A 19862-nucleotide genomic window follows, 5' to 3' on the forward strand; every position below is an offset into this window, starting at 1 on the left:
GATTTGCTAAAATATTTAATAAATAAACAGTTTGATTTATTTTTGGTATAGTAAAGATAAAGATTGTTTAATAATGCAACAGAAGGTGATGTTAAATGAAGGTTTTGGCGATTGCCCCCTATGATGGGTTAAAAGAATTAATCATAGAATTAGGACGTGATCAAGATTTTGAGATACATGTGGAGGTTGGAGATTTAGAAAAAGGAGTTGAGCTCGCCAGTCGTGCAGTAGATCAGGGGTTCGATATTATTATTAGCCGTGGGGGAACTGCAGAACTCATCCAAAAGAAAGTATCCATTCCTGTTATTGAAATTGAAGTTTCCGGATATGATATGCTCCGAGTGTTAACTCTTGTAAGAGACTATCCTGGTAAGGCCGCGATTGTCGGTTTTCCACCAATATCGGAAGGAGCAGCAACCGTTTGTCAGCTACTTGAAATTGATATTTCCCCTTATGTTATTTCAAAGGAGGAGGAAGTAAAACCAACTTTAAAGCAGTTGCTTGAAAAGGGATATGAAGTCATTATTGGTGATGCAATTACCGTGAAGGAAGCAGAAAACCTTGGATTAAATGGAGTATTAATTACTTCGGGAAAAGAAAGCCTCCTAAAGGCTTTTCAAAATGCTAAAAAAATGCACAATTATTTTTCCATACTTAGAAGAAAATTATCGATTGCGCAACAAATTCTTCAAGAAGAAGAAGAAGGCTTTGTGGTGTTTGACACAACATTCAATAGTGTCTACTCCAATACATGTTTCTCTGAACAATTAAATAAAACCTTTAAGGCTTCAATCAAAATCGAAGAGGCAGTGACAGAAGTTATTTCAAAAGGCGAATATACATCTTTAATTGAAAACAACAACGTCTTTTGGAAGGTAAAGGGGACCAAATTACAAGGATTTGAAATATCACTAGTTTTGTTTCGATTAAAAAGAGTGGAATCCAATCAAAAAAGGCTTTCTGATAGTATAAACATTATTTCTTCACTGATGAATTCCAGCCCGATCAAATCTTCTTTTATAAAAAGTAACGAGATGAAAATGGTTATACAATCAGCCGAACAATATAGTGAAAAGAAAGAATCGATCTGGATCAGCGGCGAAAAAGGAACAGGGAAGGAAAAATTAGCTCAGTATATCCATTATCGCAGTTCCAATCGCTCCTTTCCCCTAATGACAATTAATTGTTCTCTTTTAACGGCAGAACAGTGGAACTTGTTGTTGAGTGAAGAAGAAGGCCTGCTTGCCTCTAATGATAAAGGAACTATTTTTCTCAAAAATATCGATTCCATTGCCTTATCCAATCAGAAGGAATTGATGTCCTATCTCATAAAGAATAATCCAAAGTCCCGCATTATTGCATCATCAAGTGAGAATATTTTAACCATGATTGAAAGTGGTGCCTTTTTATATGATTTGTATTATCTGCTGGCCCAATTGACCTTAAGTCTTCCGCCGTTATCAAAGCGAAAAGAAGATATTGATCATATCGCTCGTATTTTTATTAATGAATCTAATACAAAATACGGGAAACAAATTGCCGGGATTCGGAATGAAGCCATTGGGGAGTTAGAGAATTATAGCTGGCCGGGAAACATAACCCAATTGAAACAAGTGATAAATGAAACCGTGCTGTTAGCAAATGGACCTTTTATTGAAAAAGAAGATATCAATTATATTTTAAAAACAAAGGTAAAGGAAACCGAAATGGCTCAGCTGGTTCTTACGGGTACTCTAGAGGAAATCGAACAGAGAATCATCAAGCAGGTTTGGCTGGAAGAAGGCATGAATCAAACCAAAACGGCTGAAAGGCTAGGGATTAACCGAACCACTTTATGGAGAAAATTAAAGGAACTGTAGATAAAAACACCAAAATTGTTTCAAAATTAAACAGTTTTGGTGTTTTTATAATTTTATTGAATATAGTAGTTGTAAAAATAAACATAATAATCTATAATTCAACATGTAAGCGGTATTATAACTGTTTAAAAAATAAACATTTAATATAGAAAGGTGTAAGGATATGGAACTTAAAGGAATCATTCCAGCTATGTTGACTCCATTAACGATGGAACAAAAGGTCAACAAATCTGTTACAAGACAATTAACAAACCATTTGATTGATTCAGGTGTACATGGACTCTTCATTCTTGGAACAAACGGGGAATTTCACCTATTGAATACCGAAGAAAAATTAGAAGTTGCCAGGATTGTCATCGAGGAAGTAAATGGAAGAGTACCTGTAATAGTGGGTACGGGTGGTATTAGCACAGAGGAAACAATTGATTTATCCCAAAAAATGGAGCAGCTGGGCGCGGATGCTTTATCCTTAATTACTCCGTTCTTTATACCGACATCACAAGAGGAAATGGCGGTTCATTTCGAAAAGGTAGCGGAGAGTATTTCCCTGCCAGTTCTTTTATACAATATCCCGGCTAGAACAGGGGTTAATCTTGAGCCTGAAACCGTTGTACGACTAGCTAAAGTGCCAAATATTGTGGGAATTAAAGATAGCAGTGGCAACTTTGCTAACATTGAGAATTACATCCATGCAACAAAGGATGAAGATTTTTCCGTTTTTGCCGGTTCAGATTCTTTGATTCTCCAAACCTTAAAGGCTGGTGGAAAAGGAGCAGTTGCTGCGACAGCCAATATGGTTCCGGATGTTGTAGTTGCAATTTACAACAAATTTTTAGAGGGAAATATAGAAGCCGCGGAGGAATATCAGGAAAAATTACTGCCTCTTCGTGACGCATTTAAATACGGCACCTTGCCTTCTGTATTAAAGAAAGCGGTAGAACTTTATAGTGTTCCAGTAGGACCGCCAAAAATGCCTGTATCTGAGGTAACAGGAGATGCGCTAGTAAAGGTCGCAGAAATGGTGGAATTGTATAAACAACAAAAAGTATCGATTGTTAAATAACGATAGTTAATCACAACATAACGGAATTAGAAAGGTGGATGGAAATGCAAACGATTTATCAATTTCAAACCGCACAGAATATTGTAGCAGGACCAAACTCACTCCAGTTGCTTGGAGAAAAATTGAGTTTACTGGGAGTGGAAGTAACATCAGCGCTGATCATTACACAGCCGCCGATGGTGGACTTGGGCTTTGTTGAACAAATCGCTAGCCAATTGGAAGAAAAAGGAATTTCAGTTGATACGAATACGAACATTCTGCCAGAACCAACATTAGAAAACATTGAACAAGTATTTGAAGCAACCGCAAGTAAGAAGTATGATGTATTGATTGGTATTGGCGGGGGAAGTGTTCTTGATACGACAAAAATTCTCTCCGTGTTAAGAACAAACGATGCTTCGGTTGAGCAGCTTTTGGGAACTGACCTTGTGGCGAATCCAGGGGTTCCAACGATTTTGATTCCAACCACTTCCGGAACCGGTGCAGAGGTTACTCCAAATGCGATTGTCACCCTTCCGGACCAAGAATTAAAGATTGGGATTGTAAGTAAGTACTTACTGCCAACCCTTGTTATTCTTGATCCGGTTCTCACGATAAAATTACCTAAGCCAATCACGGCTGCAACAGGGATGGATGCTTTTACTCATTCTTTAGAATCCTTTATTTCAACAAAGGCAAATCCGATCAGTGATATGTTTGCGTTAGAGTCGATTCGGTTAATTTCTTCTAGCATTGTGGAAGCGTATCAAAATGGAGAATCAATCGAGGCAAGAGAAAAAATGTTGGTAGGATCTATGTACGGCGGGATGGCATTAACAAGTGCAGGAACAGCGGCAGTCCATGCTCTAGCCTATCCTTTAGGAGGAAAATATAAAATTCCTCATGGTGTGGCAAATTCTATGCTCCTTCCACATGTAATGAAATACAATATGGATGCGATAACGGACCGATTGGCTTTAGTTGCTGAACCGATGGGAATCAGTGCTCAAGGTCTTTCCAATAGCCAATTGGCAGAAAAAGTTGTGGAAAAAATCATTGAGTGGACCGATGTGTTGGAAATCCCTCAAGATCTTAAAAACTATGGTGTTAAAGAAGAAGAATTGCCGGAAATTTCTGTGTCAGCCTCACAAGTCACCCGTTTATTAAATAATAATCCGAAAAAATTAGGTTTAGCAGATATAGAAGCGATTTATCGCCAGCTGCTATAATACAAGATTATGAGAATATCAGTCATTTCGGATGATTTAACGGGGGCAAGTGATTGTGGAGGGCAGCTAGTCCGTTTTGGTTTAAAGGTGTCCGTTGTGGTGCAGGAACATTCTAAAAATAATAATGACTTTGACGCAGTTATTTACAATACAGACAGTCGCTCTGTTACCGGGTTTGAGGCTTACGAAAGAGTGAAAAAGGTTTGTGACACGATAAAATCAGGACCAGTTGACTTGGTCTATAAAAAGATTGATTCGACCATGAGAGGGAATATTGGGGAGGAAATCAATGCTATCTATGATTCTTTTTCCCCGGATTTCGTGATTATTGCCCCTGCCTTTCCGGTGAATGGGCGTAAAGTCATCAATGGGATTCATTATCTGAATCACGTTAAATTGGAGAATACCGAGGTTGCAAAGGATCCAAAAACACCTGTCAGGGATTCAGAGATTAAAAGATTAATAGAGAATCAATCGAAGCGGAAGGTAGAGCATATTACATTCGAAGAGATTCATCAAGGATATGGTACAATCATGGACAAACTGGTTTCCTGTAAAAACGATCAGATCTCTTACATTACGGTTGATTCTGTTCAAGAGTCGGATTTGGAAAAGTTAGTGGAGTTGATTCACCAGACCGATTTCTCAGTTGTTTGGGTGGGTTCTGCCGGTTTAATGAATTATTTACCGGAGATCTACGGGATGAAACAAGTCCAAAAAACGCTTCCTTTGCCTATTCATCATGAACCTGTTCTCTTAGTTGTTGGCAGTGTGAGTGAAACAGGGAGGTCCCAGTTGCAACATCTTTTGAACTATTCGGATACTGTTGGACTGGAGATGGATTCGGCAAAAGTTTTACAGGACGAAGACTTAAAGGCAATGGAATTAATGCGAATCCTGTCTGGGGCTAAAGAGGCCATTTTGCAAGGGAAAAATGTAGTTTTATACTCTTCGAATAATGTGATTGAAACTCGTAAAATGGGAGAGCAACTAGGATATGATGCTGTTAAAATCAGTAATATCATTTCAATGGTATTAGGTGAATTGGCGGCAGAAATAATTCGTGTTCATGATTTAAAGTATCTATTTTTAACTGGAGGAGATACTGCTCAGCAAGTTTTCCTTCAATTAAATGCGAATGAATTTATTGTACTGGACGAAGTAGAATCAGGTATCCCGCTTGGTCGGGTATCCACAGACAAAGAGTTATTAATAGTTACTAAGGCTGGGAACTTTGGCTCAAAGGAAGTCATGTTGAAAGCCGTTTATAAACTTCATGGGAGGGAATATGATGAAGCCGATTATAGGGATTACCATGGGCGACGCCGCAGGAGTGGGTCCTGAAATCATCGTGAAAGCCTTGGGCCATTCAGCTGTTTACGAGATATGCAGACCAGTTGTAATCGGTGATGCGAAAATGATAGAAAGAGCCATTCGTATCACTCAATCACCATTAACCGTTGCAACGGTTGCATCTGTCACTGAAAGCAAATTTGAATTTGGCAGAATTGATTGTATCGATCTGGGTTTACTGCCAGCCGACCTGCCTTTTGGAGAATTATCACCACAAGCGGGAGATGCTGCCTTTCAATATTTGAAGACAGCTGTTGAACTGGCGAAGAATGGGGAGATTCAATCGATCTGTACCGCGCCATTAAATAAAGAAGCCCTTCACAAGGGAGGACATCTATATCCGGGACATACCGAAATTCTTGCAGAATTAACGGAAACGGTGGATTATTCAATGATGTTATCTTCACCCAAATTAAAGGTCATTCATTTGACCACACATGTTGGCTTGATTAAAGCGATTCAGTCTATTACGCCAGAACGGACGTATAAAGTGGTGAAGCTTGCCCACGAAACATTAACACGTGCGGGCTATACAAATCCAAGAATCGCAGTTTGCGGAATTAATCCACATGCGGGTGAAAATGGCTTGTTTGGAGAAGGGGAAGAGGAAGAAAAACTAGTTCCGGGAATTGAGCAAGCAATTGCTGAAGGAATAAATGTAAGCGGTCCACACCCTGCAGACACCGTGTTTTTCCGAGCGGTTCGTGGTGATTTCGATCTGATCGTTGCCTGTTATCATGATCAAGGCCATGTGCCAATAAAGGTATTAGGTTTGGAAGAGGGTGTTAATATCACGGTTGGTTTAAATGGTGGTGTTATTCGTACCTCTGTAGATCATGGTACTGCATTTGATATTGCCGGAAAAAATATAGCTGATGAAAGAAGTATGCTTGCAGCCATCCAATCTGCTGCTGATTTGTCTCCAAAAGAAGTTTCAATTAAGAATTAGGAAATCCATTATGCAAAAACAGTTTTCAGGGGGCTTAAAGAAAAATTTCCTCGTGTAATGTGAATTGATTCTAGGTCATTCGGACATTTAGCACGTAGGGATAATTTTAAGTTCCCCCAGAAAACACAGGCCATGGGTATTGGACCTGAAATCTCAATCAAAGCTTTTCAAAAGAATAGCTTATATGAAAAATGTAACCCCTTACTTATTGGAGATAAATATATAAAGCGGTAATTACGATAGAAATTTAATTAGAAAGATAAGGTGATTAGGTTGATTAGTATGAGTAATAATAAATTAGTAATTAACGAGTCAATTCCAAACGGTAAATTATATCATGATGCTTATACAAATATTGATTTTTCTTTAATTCCGTCTGGTCCTTTTCCAACTGCACATGCACCATCGATTATTAAGTTAGAAGATGGAGATTTATTATGTGCATGGTTTGCAGGTTCATTTGAAGGCAGTCCCGATATTTCAATTGTATTATCAAAATTTAATCATGAATCGGGGGAGTGGAATGAACCGAAAATTATCTCCAAGGATGATACGCGCAGTGAGCAAAACCCATCATTTTTCCATGCACCTGATAAATCAGTATGGTTAATCTATACTTCTCAGGAAGGCCGGCGACCAGATAAAGATAATATGCAGTTTACGTCCATTATTAAATATCAGAAAACATATGACAATGGTGAAAATTGGACTGAACCAGAAGTATTATTTAGCCAGCCTGGTACATTTGCTCGACAAACTATTCAAGTATTAAGTAATGGTAGATGGATATTTAGCACGTGGGTATGTGAAGATTCAGAATTAGGTCTTACAAACGATCCAACAGTATTTCAAGTATCAGATGATGAAGGTCTAACATGGAAAGAAGTACGCATGCCTGAAAGTAACGGACGAGTACATGCCAATGTTGTTGAATTAGAAGATGGCCATCTAGTGGCATTTATGAGAAGTAGATTTGCGGATTATATTTATAGAAGTGAGTCAACAGATTATGGAGATTCTTGGACAGTACCTGAGCCAACAACATTACCAAATAATAATTCAAGTATAAGTGCAATCAAACTGGATAACGGTGCAATTGCTATTGCATATAATGCAAACTCTGCTAATAATCCTGAAAAAGGTAAAGTAGCATGGCCTGGATTAAGAAACCCGGTAGTGGTTTCAGTGTCTGAAGATGGCGGAAATACTTGGCCAATCGGTCGAATTATTGAACACGCAGAAGGTTTTATTGGAACAGAAAATAAAACCAATAATTCACAATTTGAATATCCTACTATTTATCAAGACGCCCAAGGACTTTTACATTTAGTATACGCATATAAGAATAGAATATGTGTTAAATATAATAGTTTCTCAGTTGAAGATATATATGGTGAAAAGCGCGAAAATGAAGGGGTTTACAATCCTACATCTGGAGAAATTAGTTAGATAATAAGTTATCACATAATTATATTCCATAGTCTCATTCATAAAAAACGGGCTTTAGACAGAATCTTACACAATAAATGACTCAGGCTCACTAAGAGACCTTGACAGTCTACAATATGATAGCAAAGTGTCATCATTTATGAGAGGAGAAACAAAAAATGACATTGGAAATGATTCTTGCCCTTGGTATCTTGACCTTGATGATTGTAATGATCATGTCAGATAAATTTGCCTTTGGCGCACCACCAATCCTGGCCTGCCTTCTGCTAGTAGTAACCGGTCTATCCACCGTTCAGGAGGCTTTTGCAGGCTTCGTGAACCCAAGCGTTATCATGATCGCTGGCTTTATGGTTGTTATGGCGGGATTAATGAGGACTAGCTTGATTGGTAAGGTTCAGTCCTCTATGCTCGCTTTGGTAAAGAAGGGCGGTTATAAGAGCTATGCTCTTTTGCTCGTGGTAGTTATGTTTGGTGCCAGTTTTCCAGGTGCCGGTGCCACTGGTTATTATGTACTGATTCTATCATTGATATCTACTATCCCTTACAATAAAAAAATGCCTACGTCCAAACTGATGATGCCTTTGGGGTTTGCTACTAACCACCCGTTGCTTCCTTTCAATGTAGCACTCTTCTATGGTGTGACTGTCAGCGTACTGGAGACGGCAGGTTATACCGCCGGGCTTTCTATGTCGAAATTTGCTGTAGTCAATTTCATCCTGGCTCTTGGTTTCTTGGCATGGAGTTTGGCTGCTTATCGTCTTCTACCGGACCATCCAATTTCGGAAGCATCTGAATTTGATGAGGTGGCGGCTGCGGTTGAGGTAATGCCTGCTTGGAAAGAATACTGCACCATCACTGCATTTATCCTCAGTGTTGTTGGTATGATGCTGATGAGCGTGTTGGGCAATGCTGCCTATGTAATCCCTGGCCTTGCAGGGGCATTCTTGTTAATCATCAACGTACTTGACTTCAGGGAAGTTCGAGATAATATGGGTGCACCTGTAATCCTTATGATGGCTGGTGTTATCGGTGTTGCTGACGCTCTGGCTAATTCAGGATTTACGGCTATGATCGGAGAGGTTGTAGCGGATTCATTGGGTACAAATATCAATCCATTCATTCTTATCTTCATTTTCGCACTACTAACTAGTACCTGTGCTACTTTTACTGGTTCAAGTATGGGTTCTGTATTCATCTTTGCACCAATTGCTATTGCAACCAGCTTGAGTTTGGGATTAAATCCTGTTGCAGCCGCAACTGCAGTTGTAATAGCTGGATGGAACGGCGGGTACATGCCGGTCGATGGTATGCCTGCAATGATTTTAGGCATGGGTAAATATAAGCTACCACAGTTCTGGTTGTTCGCAGTACCTATGTACCTGATCCGTATTTTTGCGCTATGTATAGGTGCTATTATTATGTTCCCTGTAAGCTGATAAAGTGATAGAAGAGGCAGTTGGATTAAGTGGGTCGAGCTGCAGAATTACTACAGAGACTGGGGAATAGCGTCAGGTATAACCTGAAACAAAGTCGTTATTACATGGATTACTCCATCGGCTTTGTTGGCATATAACTATGCTTAGCCAGACCTTTGCCTAATTAGATGGCAAAGGTCTCTTTATTCTTACTTTTTATAAGGGAGGAAAATTGTATGGAACAACAACTACCTAAAGTAAAACCTTTATGTCCACCGGGGCGCCCGCCGCGCTACGAAGATGTTCCCTTTGCGGAGGTAACCCTGGATAATGGGGAGCCATACACTCTGAAAATGGATATCTATCAAGATCTTAACCAGAAAACGCCAGGCCCATGCATTATTTACTATTTCGGAGGGGGATGGATGTATGGAGAATACAAGCAGGTTACTCAAAAAGCAGTATATTGCCGGGAACTTATAAGATTGGTAGAGCAAGGATTTACTGTTGTATCTCCATCCTATCGCTTGGCTAGTCAGTCTGTTTTCCCAGCGTGTATCCATGACTGCAAGGGAGTAGTGCGGTTTTTGAAAGTAAATTCAGAAAAGTTTCATATCGATCCCGAACGGATTGGAGTGTTAGGAAATTCTGCTGGTGGGCATCTAGCCGCAATGGTCGCAATGAGCGCAAATTGCAGTGAAATGGAAGGCGATGTCGGCGGTAACCTAGAATATACGAGCGCGGTAAAGGCAGCCACAATTTTTTATGCTCCAACCGACCTAGTCGCACTCCTCAGGAACGACGCGAATGAAGCAATAAAGAGTCTGTCTGGAACAGAAGTCGATAATGCTGGCAAATCCATGGATAATGTGATAACCCAAATTCTTGGATATACTGAACCTGGAAAATCGTTATTAGATTTGAATCAATTGCTAGAAAGCAGCGATACGGGTGACCCAGATTGGAAGTATATAGAACTAGCAAAAAAATGTAGTCCTATTACATATGTAAGTGCCGATTGTCCACCAATGATGATTTTGCACGGTGGCAAGGACCCTCTCGTGCCTATTGATCAAAGCGAGAGTCTTTACAAAGCCCTAGTGTCTTCTAATGCGGACGCGATGTATTTATCGTCTTCCCAGGCTAATCATGGCCCAACGATGGGAATTGAAGCTGATCAAATGGCATATCAGTTCTTAAAAAACAGACTGTAAGAAAAATATATATACTACTGCGATATGGTTTTAGGTAAGTTTGCATTCGCTGTACCCTGATGGCTGCAGTAAACCTTGGGCCTGAATGCATTGGAATTAGACTAAAATATTAACTTTTAAGGCTGTTGCATAAAATCAACAGCCTTTTTATTGTTATATGGGTGCACCGGGTGCCGGGCAACATCCAGAGAATTTCCAGTCCGTTTAAAAGGTAATTTATTATCGAAAGACTTTTACAAGAAACAGGTAAAAGTACTTTTTAATAGAGGCAGTTCTTTATAATTTTTAGTATAATTGATGAAATGATAAAATAGGCTTATTGTACTAAATATATTCTTTACACCCGATTTATTCAGGGAGGAACTAAAATGGAGATGAGAATTGCGTTAGTTACTGGCGGGTTAAAAGGAATTGGACAAGCCATTTGTGAAAAGCTTGCCCAAGATGGCTTTATCACATATGCGACATCTAGAACTCCTAATAAAAATTTTAAGCATGAAAATATCATACCTATACGAATGGATATTACATCCGAGATGGATTATAAAAGTGTGATTAATCAGATAAGCAAAGAACAAGGGAGATTAGACCTATTAATCAATAATGCTGGGATTGGACTTTTCGGCCCATTTGAAGATTTAGACAAAAATAAATGGGAAGAAGTGATTAAAACAAATATTATCGGAACAATGGGAATCACCCAAGAAGTGTTTCCAATGCTTCAAGTAAGGGGCGGACGAATTATTCAAATATCCTCAATTGCGACTAAAAGGGCCCTCCCTTATAATTCCATATATGCTTCATCAAAAATGGCAATGAAAGGCTTTGGAGAGGTGTTAGCGGAAGAGTGGTCTAAATATTCAATTGGTGTAACAAATATACATCTTGGTGCTACTTATACGGATATTTGGAAAGAGCTAGAGGGATTTTCTAAAGAGGATATGTTGAGGGTTGAGGATGTGGCTCGCGTTGTTTCTTTTATAGCTGAAACTCCACTCCATGTTCGGATCGATGAACTTACTTTAACTCCACCAAAAGGGATTTTATAATAAGGCTCCGTTATTATTCATTGTTGATTTTCGAGTAGGGTTGAAAATTCATAGGCGGAGAATTTCCGGCTAATGTATATAGAGGAACCTTAAGAAGCAGATATAAGCGGAGATATTCCGGTTAACTGCTTTAAATAAGACAAATTCCAAGGATTTGGATACAATAAGCGGAAAAACTCCGCTTATTTTTAAGGAAATATGGGTATTTCCCAATTTAAACGGAAATTCTCCGTTTATTTTCCAAACATAGTAAAATCAACATTCAGTTTTAACAGAGCCTATAATAAAGAAAGGGGATTTTTAAAAGTGATGCATTTAACCAGAACCATTTTTTTTGGAGCTGTCCATTTGCTTGATTCTTCACCAGCTGTCTCGGAGCGAACAATGGGATATGATTATAAATTGGATATTACCGTAAAGGGGAATTTAAATCAAAAAACAGGGATTGTTGTTAATATTGTTCATATTGATGAGATGATTCAAACCGTTATGCAAAACATAGATGGAAATCTATTAGATGAGTTGGAGTTTTTTAGGGAAAACAAACCTTCGCTAGAAAATCTATTAATCTATTTTTGGAATGAGTTAGAAGGGCTTTTTATCGATGCAGAATTGGATAAAATAAAGATTCAACAGACACCTTTTATATACGGAGAAATAGGAGGGAACGATAAGATGAATGTATATGTAACAAAGCTTTTCCATTTTAGCAGCGCACATCGTTTACATAGTAATTTTTTAAATCAGGAAGAAAATATTGAACTATTTGGCAAGTGCAACAACCTTTATGGCCACGGACATAATTATAAGTTGGAGGTTACTGTAAAAGGAAGACCTGACCCAAAGACAGGAGCGGTGATCCATTATAAGAGTTTTGAGGATATTGTAAAAGAGCGTGTGGTCAATTTATTTGATCATAAACATATCAATGCTGACTTAGAGATGTTTGAAAATAAAAACCCTACTTCTGAAATGCTGCTTTATGTCATCTGGGATCTTTTAAAAGATGAAATTTCAGGTTTATATAAAATAGGAATTTGGGAAACTGATAAAAATTATTTTGAATATTATGGGCACGATCATGAATAAACATCCTGGGAGAGATTCTTTTGTCGATTAAATCAAAGCTTTCGATTATTTTTTCTTCAGTTGTCTCCATCATTCTTATTGTAAGTAGCGCACTAAATTATTTTTTTACAAAGGATCTTTTGGAAAACGACCAAAAACATCAAATGGATTTATTAGCAAACGAGGTAAAAATTTCAATTGAGCAAGCTGATATTGGTTCAAAATATATTGAGGACTTAATTGGAGAAAAACTCCGTTACGCGGCCATATATGCTAAAAGCAATCTAGACCCCAAGTTAGAAAATATTAGTAACGAGGAGCTAGTAGAATTAAGTCAACAATTAGGTGTTTCCCATATTACCCTTTTTCAACAGGTTGGTGATGATATCGTAGGGAAGAAATCTTCTGATCCGACTCAAATTGAATTAAGTACCAAAGAATGGGGATACTGGTTTGAAGCATTTCAACAATTACTAAACAACCAGCAGGTTACGATTAAAGAGGGGCAAAAGCTTCCTAACTATTGGGCGGGTCCGTTCGATGTGTCTACTTCAGATCCAGGTTCGATTGATAAGTGGGGCTATTATTACGATGGGACAACAGATTATATTATTAACCCGTATATTAAAGACGACCAATTGTACCAAAAATTCATTGAAACCACTAGTTCCAGCTCCATAGTTAATAAGATATTGGCTGAAAGCAATATGATATTAGATATTACTGGTTTTAATCCCAAAACATTTGGCAAAGAGGCTATTTATACAAATCAAAATGGAGAAAGGTTTATCGAATTACGGAATAGGCCATTATTTTTCGGAAAAAACTCATTTGAATCTTTAGAGAAAGATATAGAGAGTGTCGTTAAGGCATACGAAACAGGTAAATCTGTAAGCTATGTTGCTACAATAAATGGTAAGAAAGTGATTAAAAATTTTGTTCCTATCCAAGCGGAAAATCCGTATGTTACTGGTTTAGTAACCGATTATAATGTTATTCAGAATATATTAAATAAACAATTGATTAATAATATGGTAATTTCCATTTTATTGCTATTTATGGTGTTTTTCGGAAGTTACTTTTTGGCAGGTTATATTGTAAGGCCGTTAAATAAGATTTTGAGGTGTGTAGATGAGATTTCGGACGGGAATTTTGGTGTCCGTATCGCCCTTAATCGAAAAGATGAATTGGGTGTTTTAGCAGAACGAGTCAACACTATGTCTGATAGCCTTGCTTCCTATACGAAGCAATTAAAGGATAAAAATGAGGAAATAAAATATTTAGCTTATTATGACGCACTTACTCAATTACCAAACAGAAACGGACTTCATGAGTTATTTAACCTTAAGATTGAAGAATCAAAAAGGGATAATAAAAAATTAGCTACTCTATTTTTAGATTTAGACCGTTTTAAGCCGGTAAATGATTTATTTGGGCATACAATAGGAGACCAGTTACTTAAAGAAGTAGCAAAAAGATTGGATGGGCATTTTGAATCCAATGATAGCGTTACTCGTTTTGGTGGAGATGAATTTATCCTTGTTTTATTTGATACAGACTATAGTCAGACAGTTAAAGCGGTAGAGCGGATCATTGAAATCCTTGGGCAGCCTTTTACATTAGAGGGAAATGAAATCTTTATCACACCGAGTATTGGTATAAGTATGTATCCTCAGGATGGGACGGATATAGAATCACTCATAAAGAGTGCAGATATTGCGCTATATCGGGCAAAAGAAAAAGGAAAAAATACGTATGAATTCTTTACATCAGATATGAAGACTGCTGCTCTTAAAAGAGCACAGCTTGAAAAGGATTTACACTATGCTTTACAGCGCGGGGAGCTTGAACTATATTATCAGCCTCAAGTCAGTTTAAAAAGTGGTAAGGTGATTGGTATGGAAGCATTGCTTCGTTGGAATCACCCAGAGCTAGGTTCAATTTCACCTGATGAATTTATTCCATTAGCAGAGGAATCAAATTTAATTATCCCAATAGGAGAATGGGTCATTAGGGAAGCATGCATACAAAATAAAAAATGGCAGGAAACAATTATGCCTAACATGAGAGTTTCGGTAAATTTATCAGCTATTCAATTCCACCAACATTTACTAGTGAAAGTGATTGAACAAATATTACAAGAAATCGATTTAGACCCGCAATTTTTAGAAATAGAAATTACAGAAAGTATTGCTATGTATAATGCTGATTATGTTATTTCAAAACTAAAAGATTTAAAGCAGATAGGGGTCAAGATTTCTATTGATGATTTTGGTACTGGCTATTCATCCCTTAGCTATTTAAAGGAATTTACAATTGATACATTGAAGATTGACAGGTCATTTATAAATGATTTAGATAATTCGGGAATTATTAGTACGATTATTACGATGGCCAAATATCTTAACCTAAATGTTATCGCTGAAGGTGTAGAGACCGTTGACCAAATTCTATTTTTGAAGCAGCATTTATGTGATGAAGTACAAGGCTATTATTTTAGTAAACCTTTGCCGGCAAGGGAGATTGAAGAATTATATAGCAGTTTGAATGAAGTGGCAGCAAGCTTTACTTTAGATTGAAGTGAGGGAACAAATTTGCTTTTATTGTTAGTTTTTTGGCATCTTGTATAATCACTAGAAATGTATCTAGTTAACTTCATAAGTAAACCCTATTTTAAGAAATCAGGAATCTATAAAGTTTCCTGATTTTTTGCCGTTGTAATCGTTATGGTGACAGGAAAAATCTTTAAGAATAAAGCTGCCCAAAAAATCATTTTGAAAACCATCTTTTAGACAGCTTTTTGGATTTATTTGTTGATCATTGCTATCCCAATTGGCACTCTAATTATCTGCAGGTTAGGGGAATAAAAGCCAGAAGAATCCTCGACGGGGCTTAGTTGGTAGCACCACTATCAACTTTGGCTTCGATGCTGCTTTGGATGCTTGTCGAAATTGAAGATAGGAAATCATAACCAGTCATCGATTCAATAGAGTCAACACTTACCCTGTAGTTGCCCCAAGGTTGACTGGAAGCTGTTTGATCATTCGGTACCATTACAGCGATTACTCTAGTTGCAGTGGATACACGGCTAATATCATTATTTCCTTTAGGCAATACAACGATAACCTTCCACACTTTTGCCGGAACGACAACTCCATTCCCTACAGTCGTTCTATATCCATTTACCCCGGTTCCCCCACTGCCGTAACCACCGGAAATAATATACAATTCGTTACCAGCTGAAACCAGTTTACGTGAATAGGATTCTAAGTTTTCCCATGTGATTTGGTTGTTATTTGGAGCTTGAGGGATAATATTGGTCATCAGAAATGTTGCTGAATTGGCCTCTACGGAAGATGTACGGTCGCCAGAAGGAGTCATGTGCCCTCTGTCAAATCCGCTTCCTGAAAATTCACTAGCCGTAACTTGATACCATCCCGACGGTAATGTGGTATCCGCACGGAAGTCATCCTGACGCGGAGTATTACCAATATCAGATGAATCTAAATGCCAGCTAACCCAGTTAGGTATGTGTTTGCTATTGTTATACGATAGTGTATATTGCAGCTTAGCCATCAGATAATTATTGGAGTTGGTTGTAACGGCAGTAGCCCCACTTGGATTCCCTAGTCCTATATGATCATCCTCAACACCTGTCCCTGTTCCAGGATCTGTCCCAGGGTCAGTTTCTGTTGTAGGTTCAGCTGGTGATGATGAATTCTGAGGGGCCAAGCTGCTTGTAATCACTAAGTCCATTGAATTATTGTTCGTGTCCCAGCCATTACCTTGGCCCTGAACGGTTCCACCGTTATTGTCTTTACGTTCTGCACTTGTAGTAGCAGATAGAGAACCAACTGGAGAAGTTTCTGAATTATTGGCAGAACCGTAGCCTACAAAATCGACAACATTAGAACTAGTTGACCCCGTTACCGCTGTCGTGACTTTTGCTAATGCAACTTTACCACTGGTTGCACTTAAGTTAATGGTACCAGTCACATTAGCAGTCGGTAAATTAACCGTTCCGCCGCCGCCGCTAGCCTGTTTAATTAAATAGTATTGTTGTGGCCCAATACTGCCTGTTAAATTAGTAATGTTATTGAACGAGCCCGTTGAAGAGGCATATTGAACAGACCATCCAGACAAGCTAACACTAGAATTTGTAGGATTGTAGAGTTCAATATAATCATTTTTATAGGAAGAGCCACTATTGCCCCCGCCACCATAAACTTCACTGATTACCACATTCGTCCCTACAGCAGCTTGTACGGGTGAAATATTTACATTCGTTATCGCACCTAAAAACACGAGGCACGTTGAAACAAGAATGGCTACCTTTTTCATTATGCTTTCTTTGCCCCTTTTTGATAAATTTGCATTTGGTACAGAACCGTTTTCAGACATATAGCGATAACCTCCTATTGGTTTTAAGAAAATCAAATTAGTAGAAAAATAGATAGGCAAGAAAAGATTGAACACAAGGTAAAAGTGATGAGGAAATAGCCGGTATATTTTCTTTGAAATAAGGTTGATATTAAAAAAATAGCACTTAATCCCCAGCTACAGGTCTAAGTTTAAATATCCTAAATAGATCTTGGGCACCTCCTTGTATATTTTCTTTTCCACTAACACAACTTACTCCTCGTGCACAGTTATGTACTGTGAATACCTTGATAAAATTTACAATATCATAAAGGTTTTTCTAAAAGTGTTAATTTTCAGTAAATTTGTATTTTGGGGACGGTTCTTATGGCTTTTTGACAATGGGGAGGAGACAACTAAAACCATGCCTGGCAACAAAGGGAGAGCTAATCCACTGTAAAGCTTCCTTTTTCATTCATCTTACTATCTTGTCTTGTGAAACGAGATTTTTCGAGAATCATAGTGACAGATATTTGCAAAAACAAGTTTAATCTAACTCTTACTAGGGTACGGAATACTGTAATGTTTTTACATAATAAATACCTATAGGGAGGAACGATAATGAACGACAAGGGGAAGAAAGTGAATGAAAACAGTAAAAATGAGCAGCTGGAGCAGTTCCGGGTTAATGACGAAGGCAAGCAAATGACGACCAATCAGGGGTTAAAGGTTTCGGAGGATGAGTTTTCCTTAAAAGCAGGTGAACGTGGTCCGACTTTAATGGAGGATTTTCATTTTCGCGAAAAGATGACGCACTTTGATCATGAGCGTATTCCAGAGCGTGTTGTGCATGCACGCGGCTTCGCTGCCCATGGTGAGTTTGAAGTTTATGAGTCGATGAAAGAGTATACAAAGGCAAATTTTTTGCAGGATCCATCTGTTAAAACGCCTGTTTTTGTCCGATTTTCAACTGTAGCAGGCTCACGGGGGTCAGCTGATACCGTCAGAGATGTCCGTGGTTTCGCGACAAAATTTTATACGAAAGAAGGTAATTATGATCTAGTTGGCAATAATATTCCGGTTTTTTTTATTCAGGATGCCATTAAATTCCCAGATTTAGTGCATGCTCTCAAACCCGAGCCTCATAATGAGATTCCACAAGCTTCAACAGCTCACGATACATTTTGGGACTTTGTAGCGAACAATCCGGAAACTGCCCATATGATCATGTGGCATATGTCAGACCGTGCGATTCCACGAAGCCTTCGTATGATGGAAGGATTTGGCGTTCACACCTTCCGATTTGTTAATCATCAAGGTAAAGCGCGTTTTGTAAAGTTTCACTGGAAGCCTATATTGGGCGTTCATTCACTAGTGTGGGACGAAGCGCAAAAAATCTCAGGTAAAGATCCTGATTTCCATCGCCGTGATTTATGGGAATCAATTGAAAACGGCAATTTTCCTGAGTATGAATTAGGTGTCCAAATGATAGATGAGGAAGATGAATTTAAATTTGATTTCGATGTACTCGATCCGACAAAATTATGGCCTGAAGAAGTAGTACCGGTAAAAATCATTGGGAAAATGACATTGAATCGTAATGTCGATAATGTTTTTGCTGAAACGGAGCAAGCAGCATTTCACCCAGGTCATGTTGTACCGGGTATAGATTTCACGAATGATCCTTTGCTTCAAGGCCGCTTATTTTCCTATACAGATACACAATTAATTCGCCTTGGAGGACCAAATTTTCATGAGCTGCCGATTAATCGACCTGTCTGTCCGTTCCATAATAATCAGCGTGATGGCTTTGGACGTCAAACCATTAACAAAGGGCAAGTTAGCTACCATAATAATTCACTAGCGGCAAATACACCAATTCCCGCAACTGAAGAAGAAGGTGGGTATGTTCATTATCAGGAAAAAATAGAAGGCAGAAAGGTACGAAGCCGCAGCGAAAGCTTTAAAGATCATTTCTCTCAAGCTAGATTGTTTTGGAACAGTATGAGTAAAACTGAAAAAGCGCATATCCTTGACGCGTTCCGTTTTGAGCTTGGAAAAGTAAAGAATAAATATGTGCAGCAGCAAGTGGTCGATATGTTTGCTAGCGTTAGTTTAGAGCTCTCAACGGCCATTGCGGATGGGATCGGTGCAACCCCGCCCCAAGGAGAAGTCTCAGAATCAGAAGTAATGAAATCATCTCCAGCACTTAGCCAGATAAATACAAAGACACGGCCGGAAACACGTAAAGTAGGTGTGATTATTAGCAACGGTTATAACGGTGCTGATGTATTGGAAGTATTAAAAGCCTTAAAAGCAGAAGGCATTCAAGTTGAAATCATTAGCGACAAACTCGGAATATGCAAAGGTTTTGATGGGACAGAGCTGGAAGTTAACCATACTTTTTTAACGGCGGATTCCGTATTATTTGATGCAATTTATGCGGTTGGTGGAAATAGTGAATGTAAGAAGTTTAACCAAAACGCAGCCTATTTCATTAACGAGGCATACTCTCACTTCAAGCCGATTGGTGCCACACACGAAGGCGAAAAATGGCTGCAAGCGGGGAATTTGATTAACAGTCCCGGCGTTTTAATTGGAGATAATATGAGAGAGTTTGCAGAGAAATTTGTAAAATCTATTTCTGCTCACCGTCACTGGGATCGCCAAATCGTTTAAACCAAAAAGCGGTGTAGACTAAGGAGGTTGTATCTTTAAGCCCGCCGCTGAATAATGGGTGCTGGGTGAAATGAGAGTCTCACGTCCCGTATTGAGATAGGCGCATGAATTTTTCATGCGCCTACTCTACTTTTTTTTTATGGAATTTTATTTGAAGTCAATAAGATTAAAGGATTCGTCATCGCTCTTATGTAGTT

13 protein-coding genes are annotated in these 19862 nt (G+C 38.5%); 12 read left to right on the forward strand and 1 reads right to left on the reverse strand.

Going from position 1 to position 19862, the window contains the following annotated elements; all coding sequences use genetic code 11:
• Positions 1–95: 95 nt before the first annotated feature.
• From QFZ28_RS04500 to QFZ28_RS04550, 11 genes are all read left to right on the forward strand, one after another.
• Entirely contained in the window at positions 96–1859 is a 1764-nt protein-coding gene (locus tag QFZ28_RS04500) for a sigma-54-dependent Fis family transcriptional regulator (RefSeq protein WP_307193544.1), read from the forward strand.
• Positions 1860–2022: 163 nt separating this feature from the next.
• Positions 2023–2922, forward strand: a complete 900-nt coding sequence (dapA, locus tag QFZ28_RS04505) for a 4-hydroxy-tetrahydrodipicolinate synthase (RefSeq protein ID WP_307193545.1) — start codon at positions 2023–2025, stop codon at positions 2920–2922.
• A gap of 44 nt (positions 2923–2966) precedes the next feature.
• Positions 2967–4130 carry an iron-containing alcohol dehydrogenase gene (locus tag QFZ28_RS04510; protein WP_307193546.1) on the forward strand — a complete coding sequence of 388 codons (1164 nt, stop codon included), beginning with the start codon at positions 2967–2969 and terminating at the stop codon, positions 4128–4130.
• Between the two features lie 9 nt (positions 4131–4139).
• On the forward strand, positions 4140–5474 hold the full coding sequence (locus tag QFZ28_RS04515; RefSeq protein ID WP_307193547.1) for a four-carbon acid sugar kinase family protein: 1335 nt from the start codon (positions 4140–4142) through the stop codon (positions 5472–5474).
• Entirely contained in the window at positions 5419–6432 is a 1014-nt protein-coding gene (gene pdxA / locus QFZ28_RS04520) for a 4-hydroxythreonine-4-phosphate dehydrogenase PdxA (RefSeq protein ID WP_307193548.1), read from the forward strand. Before QFZ28_RS04515 ends, pdxA begins: the two co-directional genes overlap by 56 nt.
• 282 nt (positions 6433–6714) lie before the next feature.
• Complete coding sequence (locus tag QFZ28_RS04525) at positions 6715–7881, forward strand: sialidase family protein (RefSeq protein WP_307193549.1); 1167 nt, start codon at positions 6715–6717, stop codon at positions 7879–7881.
• Between the two features lie 158 nt (positions 7882–8039).
• Positions 8040–9317, forward strand: coding sequence for an SLC13 family permease (locus tag QFZ28_RS04530; RefSeq protein ID WP_307193550.1), 1278 nt, complete (start codon positions 8040–8042; stop codon positions 9315–9317).
• 215 nt (positions 9318–9532) lie between these two features.
• Positions 9533–10510 carry an alpha/beta hydrolase fold domain-containing protein gene (locus QFZ28_RS04535; protein ID WP_307193551.1) on the forward strand — a complete coding sequence of 326 codons (978 nt, stop codon included), beginning with the start codon at positions 9533–9535 and terminating at the stop codon, positions 10508–10510.
• Between the two features lie 368 nt (positions 10511–10878).
• Positions 10879–11559: an SDR family oxidoreductase gene (locus QFZ28_RS04540; protein ID WP_307193552.1), complete on the forward strand. Its 681-nt coding sequence runs from the start codon at positions 10879–10881 to the stop codon at positions 11557–11559.
• A gap of 309 nt (positions 11560–11868) precedes the next feature.
• Positions 11869–12648 carry a 6-carboxytetrahydropterin synthase gene (locus QFZ28_RS04545; RefSeq protein ID WP_307196947.1) on the forward strand — a complete coding sequence of 260 codons (780 nt, stop codon included), beginning with the start codon at positions 11869–11871 and terminating at the stop codon, positions 12646–12648.
• 20 nt (positions 12649–12668) lie between these two features.
• Positions 12669–15206 carry a bifunctional diguanylate cyclase/phosphodiesterase gene (locus tag QFZ28_RS04550; RefSeq protein WP_307193553.1) on the forward strand — a complete coding sequence of 846 codons (2538 nt, stop codon included), beginning with the start codon at positions 12669–12671 and terminating at the stop codon, positions 15204–15206.
• A 313-nt stretch (positions 15207–15519) separates the two neighbouring features.
• Here the strand turns inward: QFZ28_RS04550 and QFZ28_RS04555 are convergent, their stop codons facing one another.
• Positions 15520–17028, reverse strand: coding sequence for a DNA/RNA non-specific endonuclease (locus QFZ28_RS04555; RefSeq protein WP_307193554.1), 1509 nt, complete (start codon positions 17026–17028; stop codon positions 15520–15522).
• A 579-nt stretch (positions 17029–17607) separates the two neighbouring features.
• On the opposite strand from QFZ28_RS04555, the gene QFZ28_RS04560 reads away from it, so the two are divergent.
• Positions 17608–19665, forward strand: a complete 2058-nt coding sequence (locus tag QFZ28_RS04560) for a catalase (protein ID WP_307193555.1) — start codon at positions 17608–17610, stop codon at positions 19663–19665.
• The last annotated feature ends 197 nt before the right edge of the window (positions 19666–19862 follow it).

Source organism: Neobacillus niacini, from assembly GCF_030817695.1.
In the GTDB taxonomy this organism is placed as follows: domain Bacteria; phylum Bacillota; class Bacilli; order Bacillales; family Cytobacillaceae; genus Neobacillus; species Neobacillus niacini_F.

Coding starts and splice junctions, on each gene's coding strand:
- QFZ28_RS04500 (WP_307193544.1), top strand. CDS start 96: ATGAAGGTTTTGGCGATTGCCCCCTATGATGGGTTAAAAGAATTAATC.
- dapA (WP_307193545.1), top strand. CDS start 2,023: ATGGAACTTAAAGGAATCATTCCAGCTATGTTGACTCCATTAACGATG.
- QFZ28_RS04510 (WP_307193546.1), top strand. CDS start 2,967: ATGCAAACGATTTATCAATTTCAAACCGCACAGAATATTGTAGCAGGA.
- QFZ28_RS04515 (WP_307193547.1), top strand. CDS start 4,140: ATGAGAATATCAGTCATTTCGGATGATTTAACGGGGGCAAGTGATTGT.
- pdxA (WP_307193548.1), top strand. CDS start 5,419: ATGATGAAGCCGATTATAGGGATTACCATGGGCGACGCCGCAGGAGTG.
- QFZ28_RS04525 (WP_307193549.1), top strand. CDS start 6,715: ATGAGTAATAATAAATTAGTAATTAACGAGTCAATTCCAAACGGTAAA.
- QFZ28_RS04530 (WP_307193550.1), top strand. CDS start 8,040: ATGACATTGGAAATGATTCTTGCCCTTGGTATCTTGACCTTGATGATT.
- QFZ28_RS04535 (WP_307193551.1), top strand. CDS start 9,533: ATGGAACAACAACTACCTAAAGTAAAACCTTTATGTCCACCGGGGCGC.
- QFZ28_RS04540 (WP_307193552.1), top strand. CDS start 10,879: ATGGAGATGAGAATTGCGTTAGTTACTGGCGGGTTAAAAGGAATTGGA.
- QFZ28_RS04545 (WP_307196947.1), top strand. CDS start 11,869: ATGCATTTAACCAGAACCATTTTTTTTGGAGCTGTCCATTTGCTTGAT.
- QFZ28_RS04555 (WP_307193554.1), bottom strand. CDS start 17,028: ATGTCTGAAAACGGTTCTGTACCAAATGCAAATTTATCAAAAAGGGGC.
- QFZ28_RS04560 (WP_307193555.1), top strand. CDS start 17,608: ATGAACGACAAGGGGAAGAAAGTGAATGAAAACAGTAAAAATGAGCAG.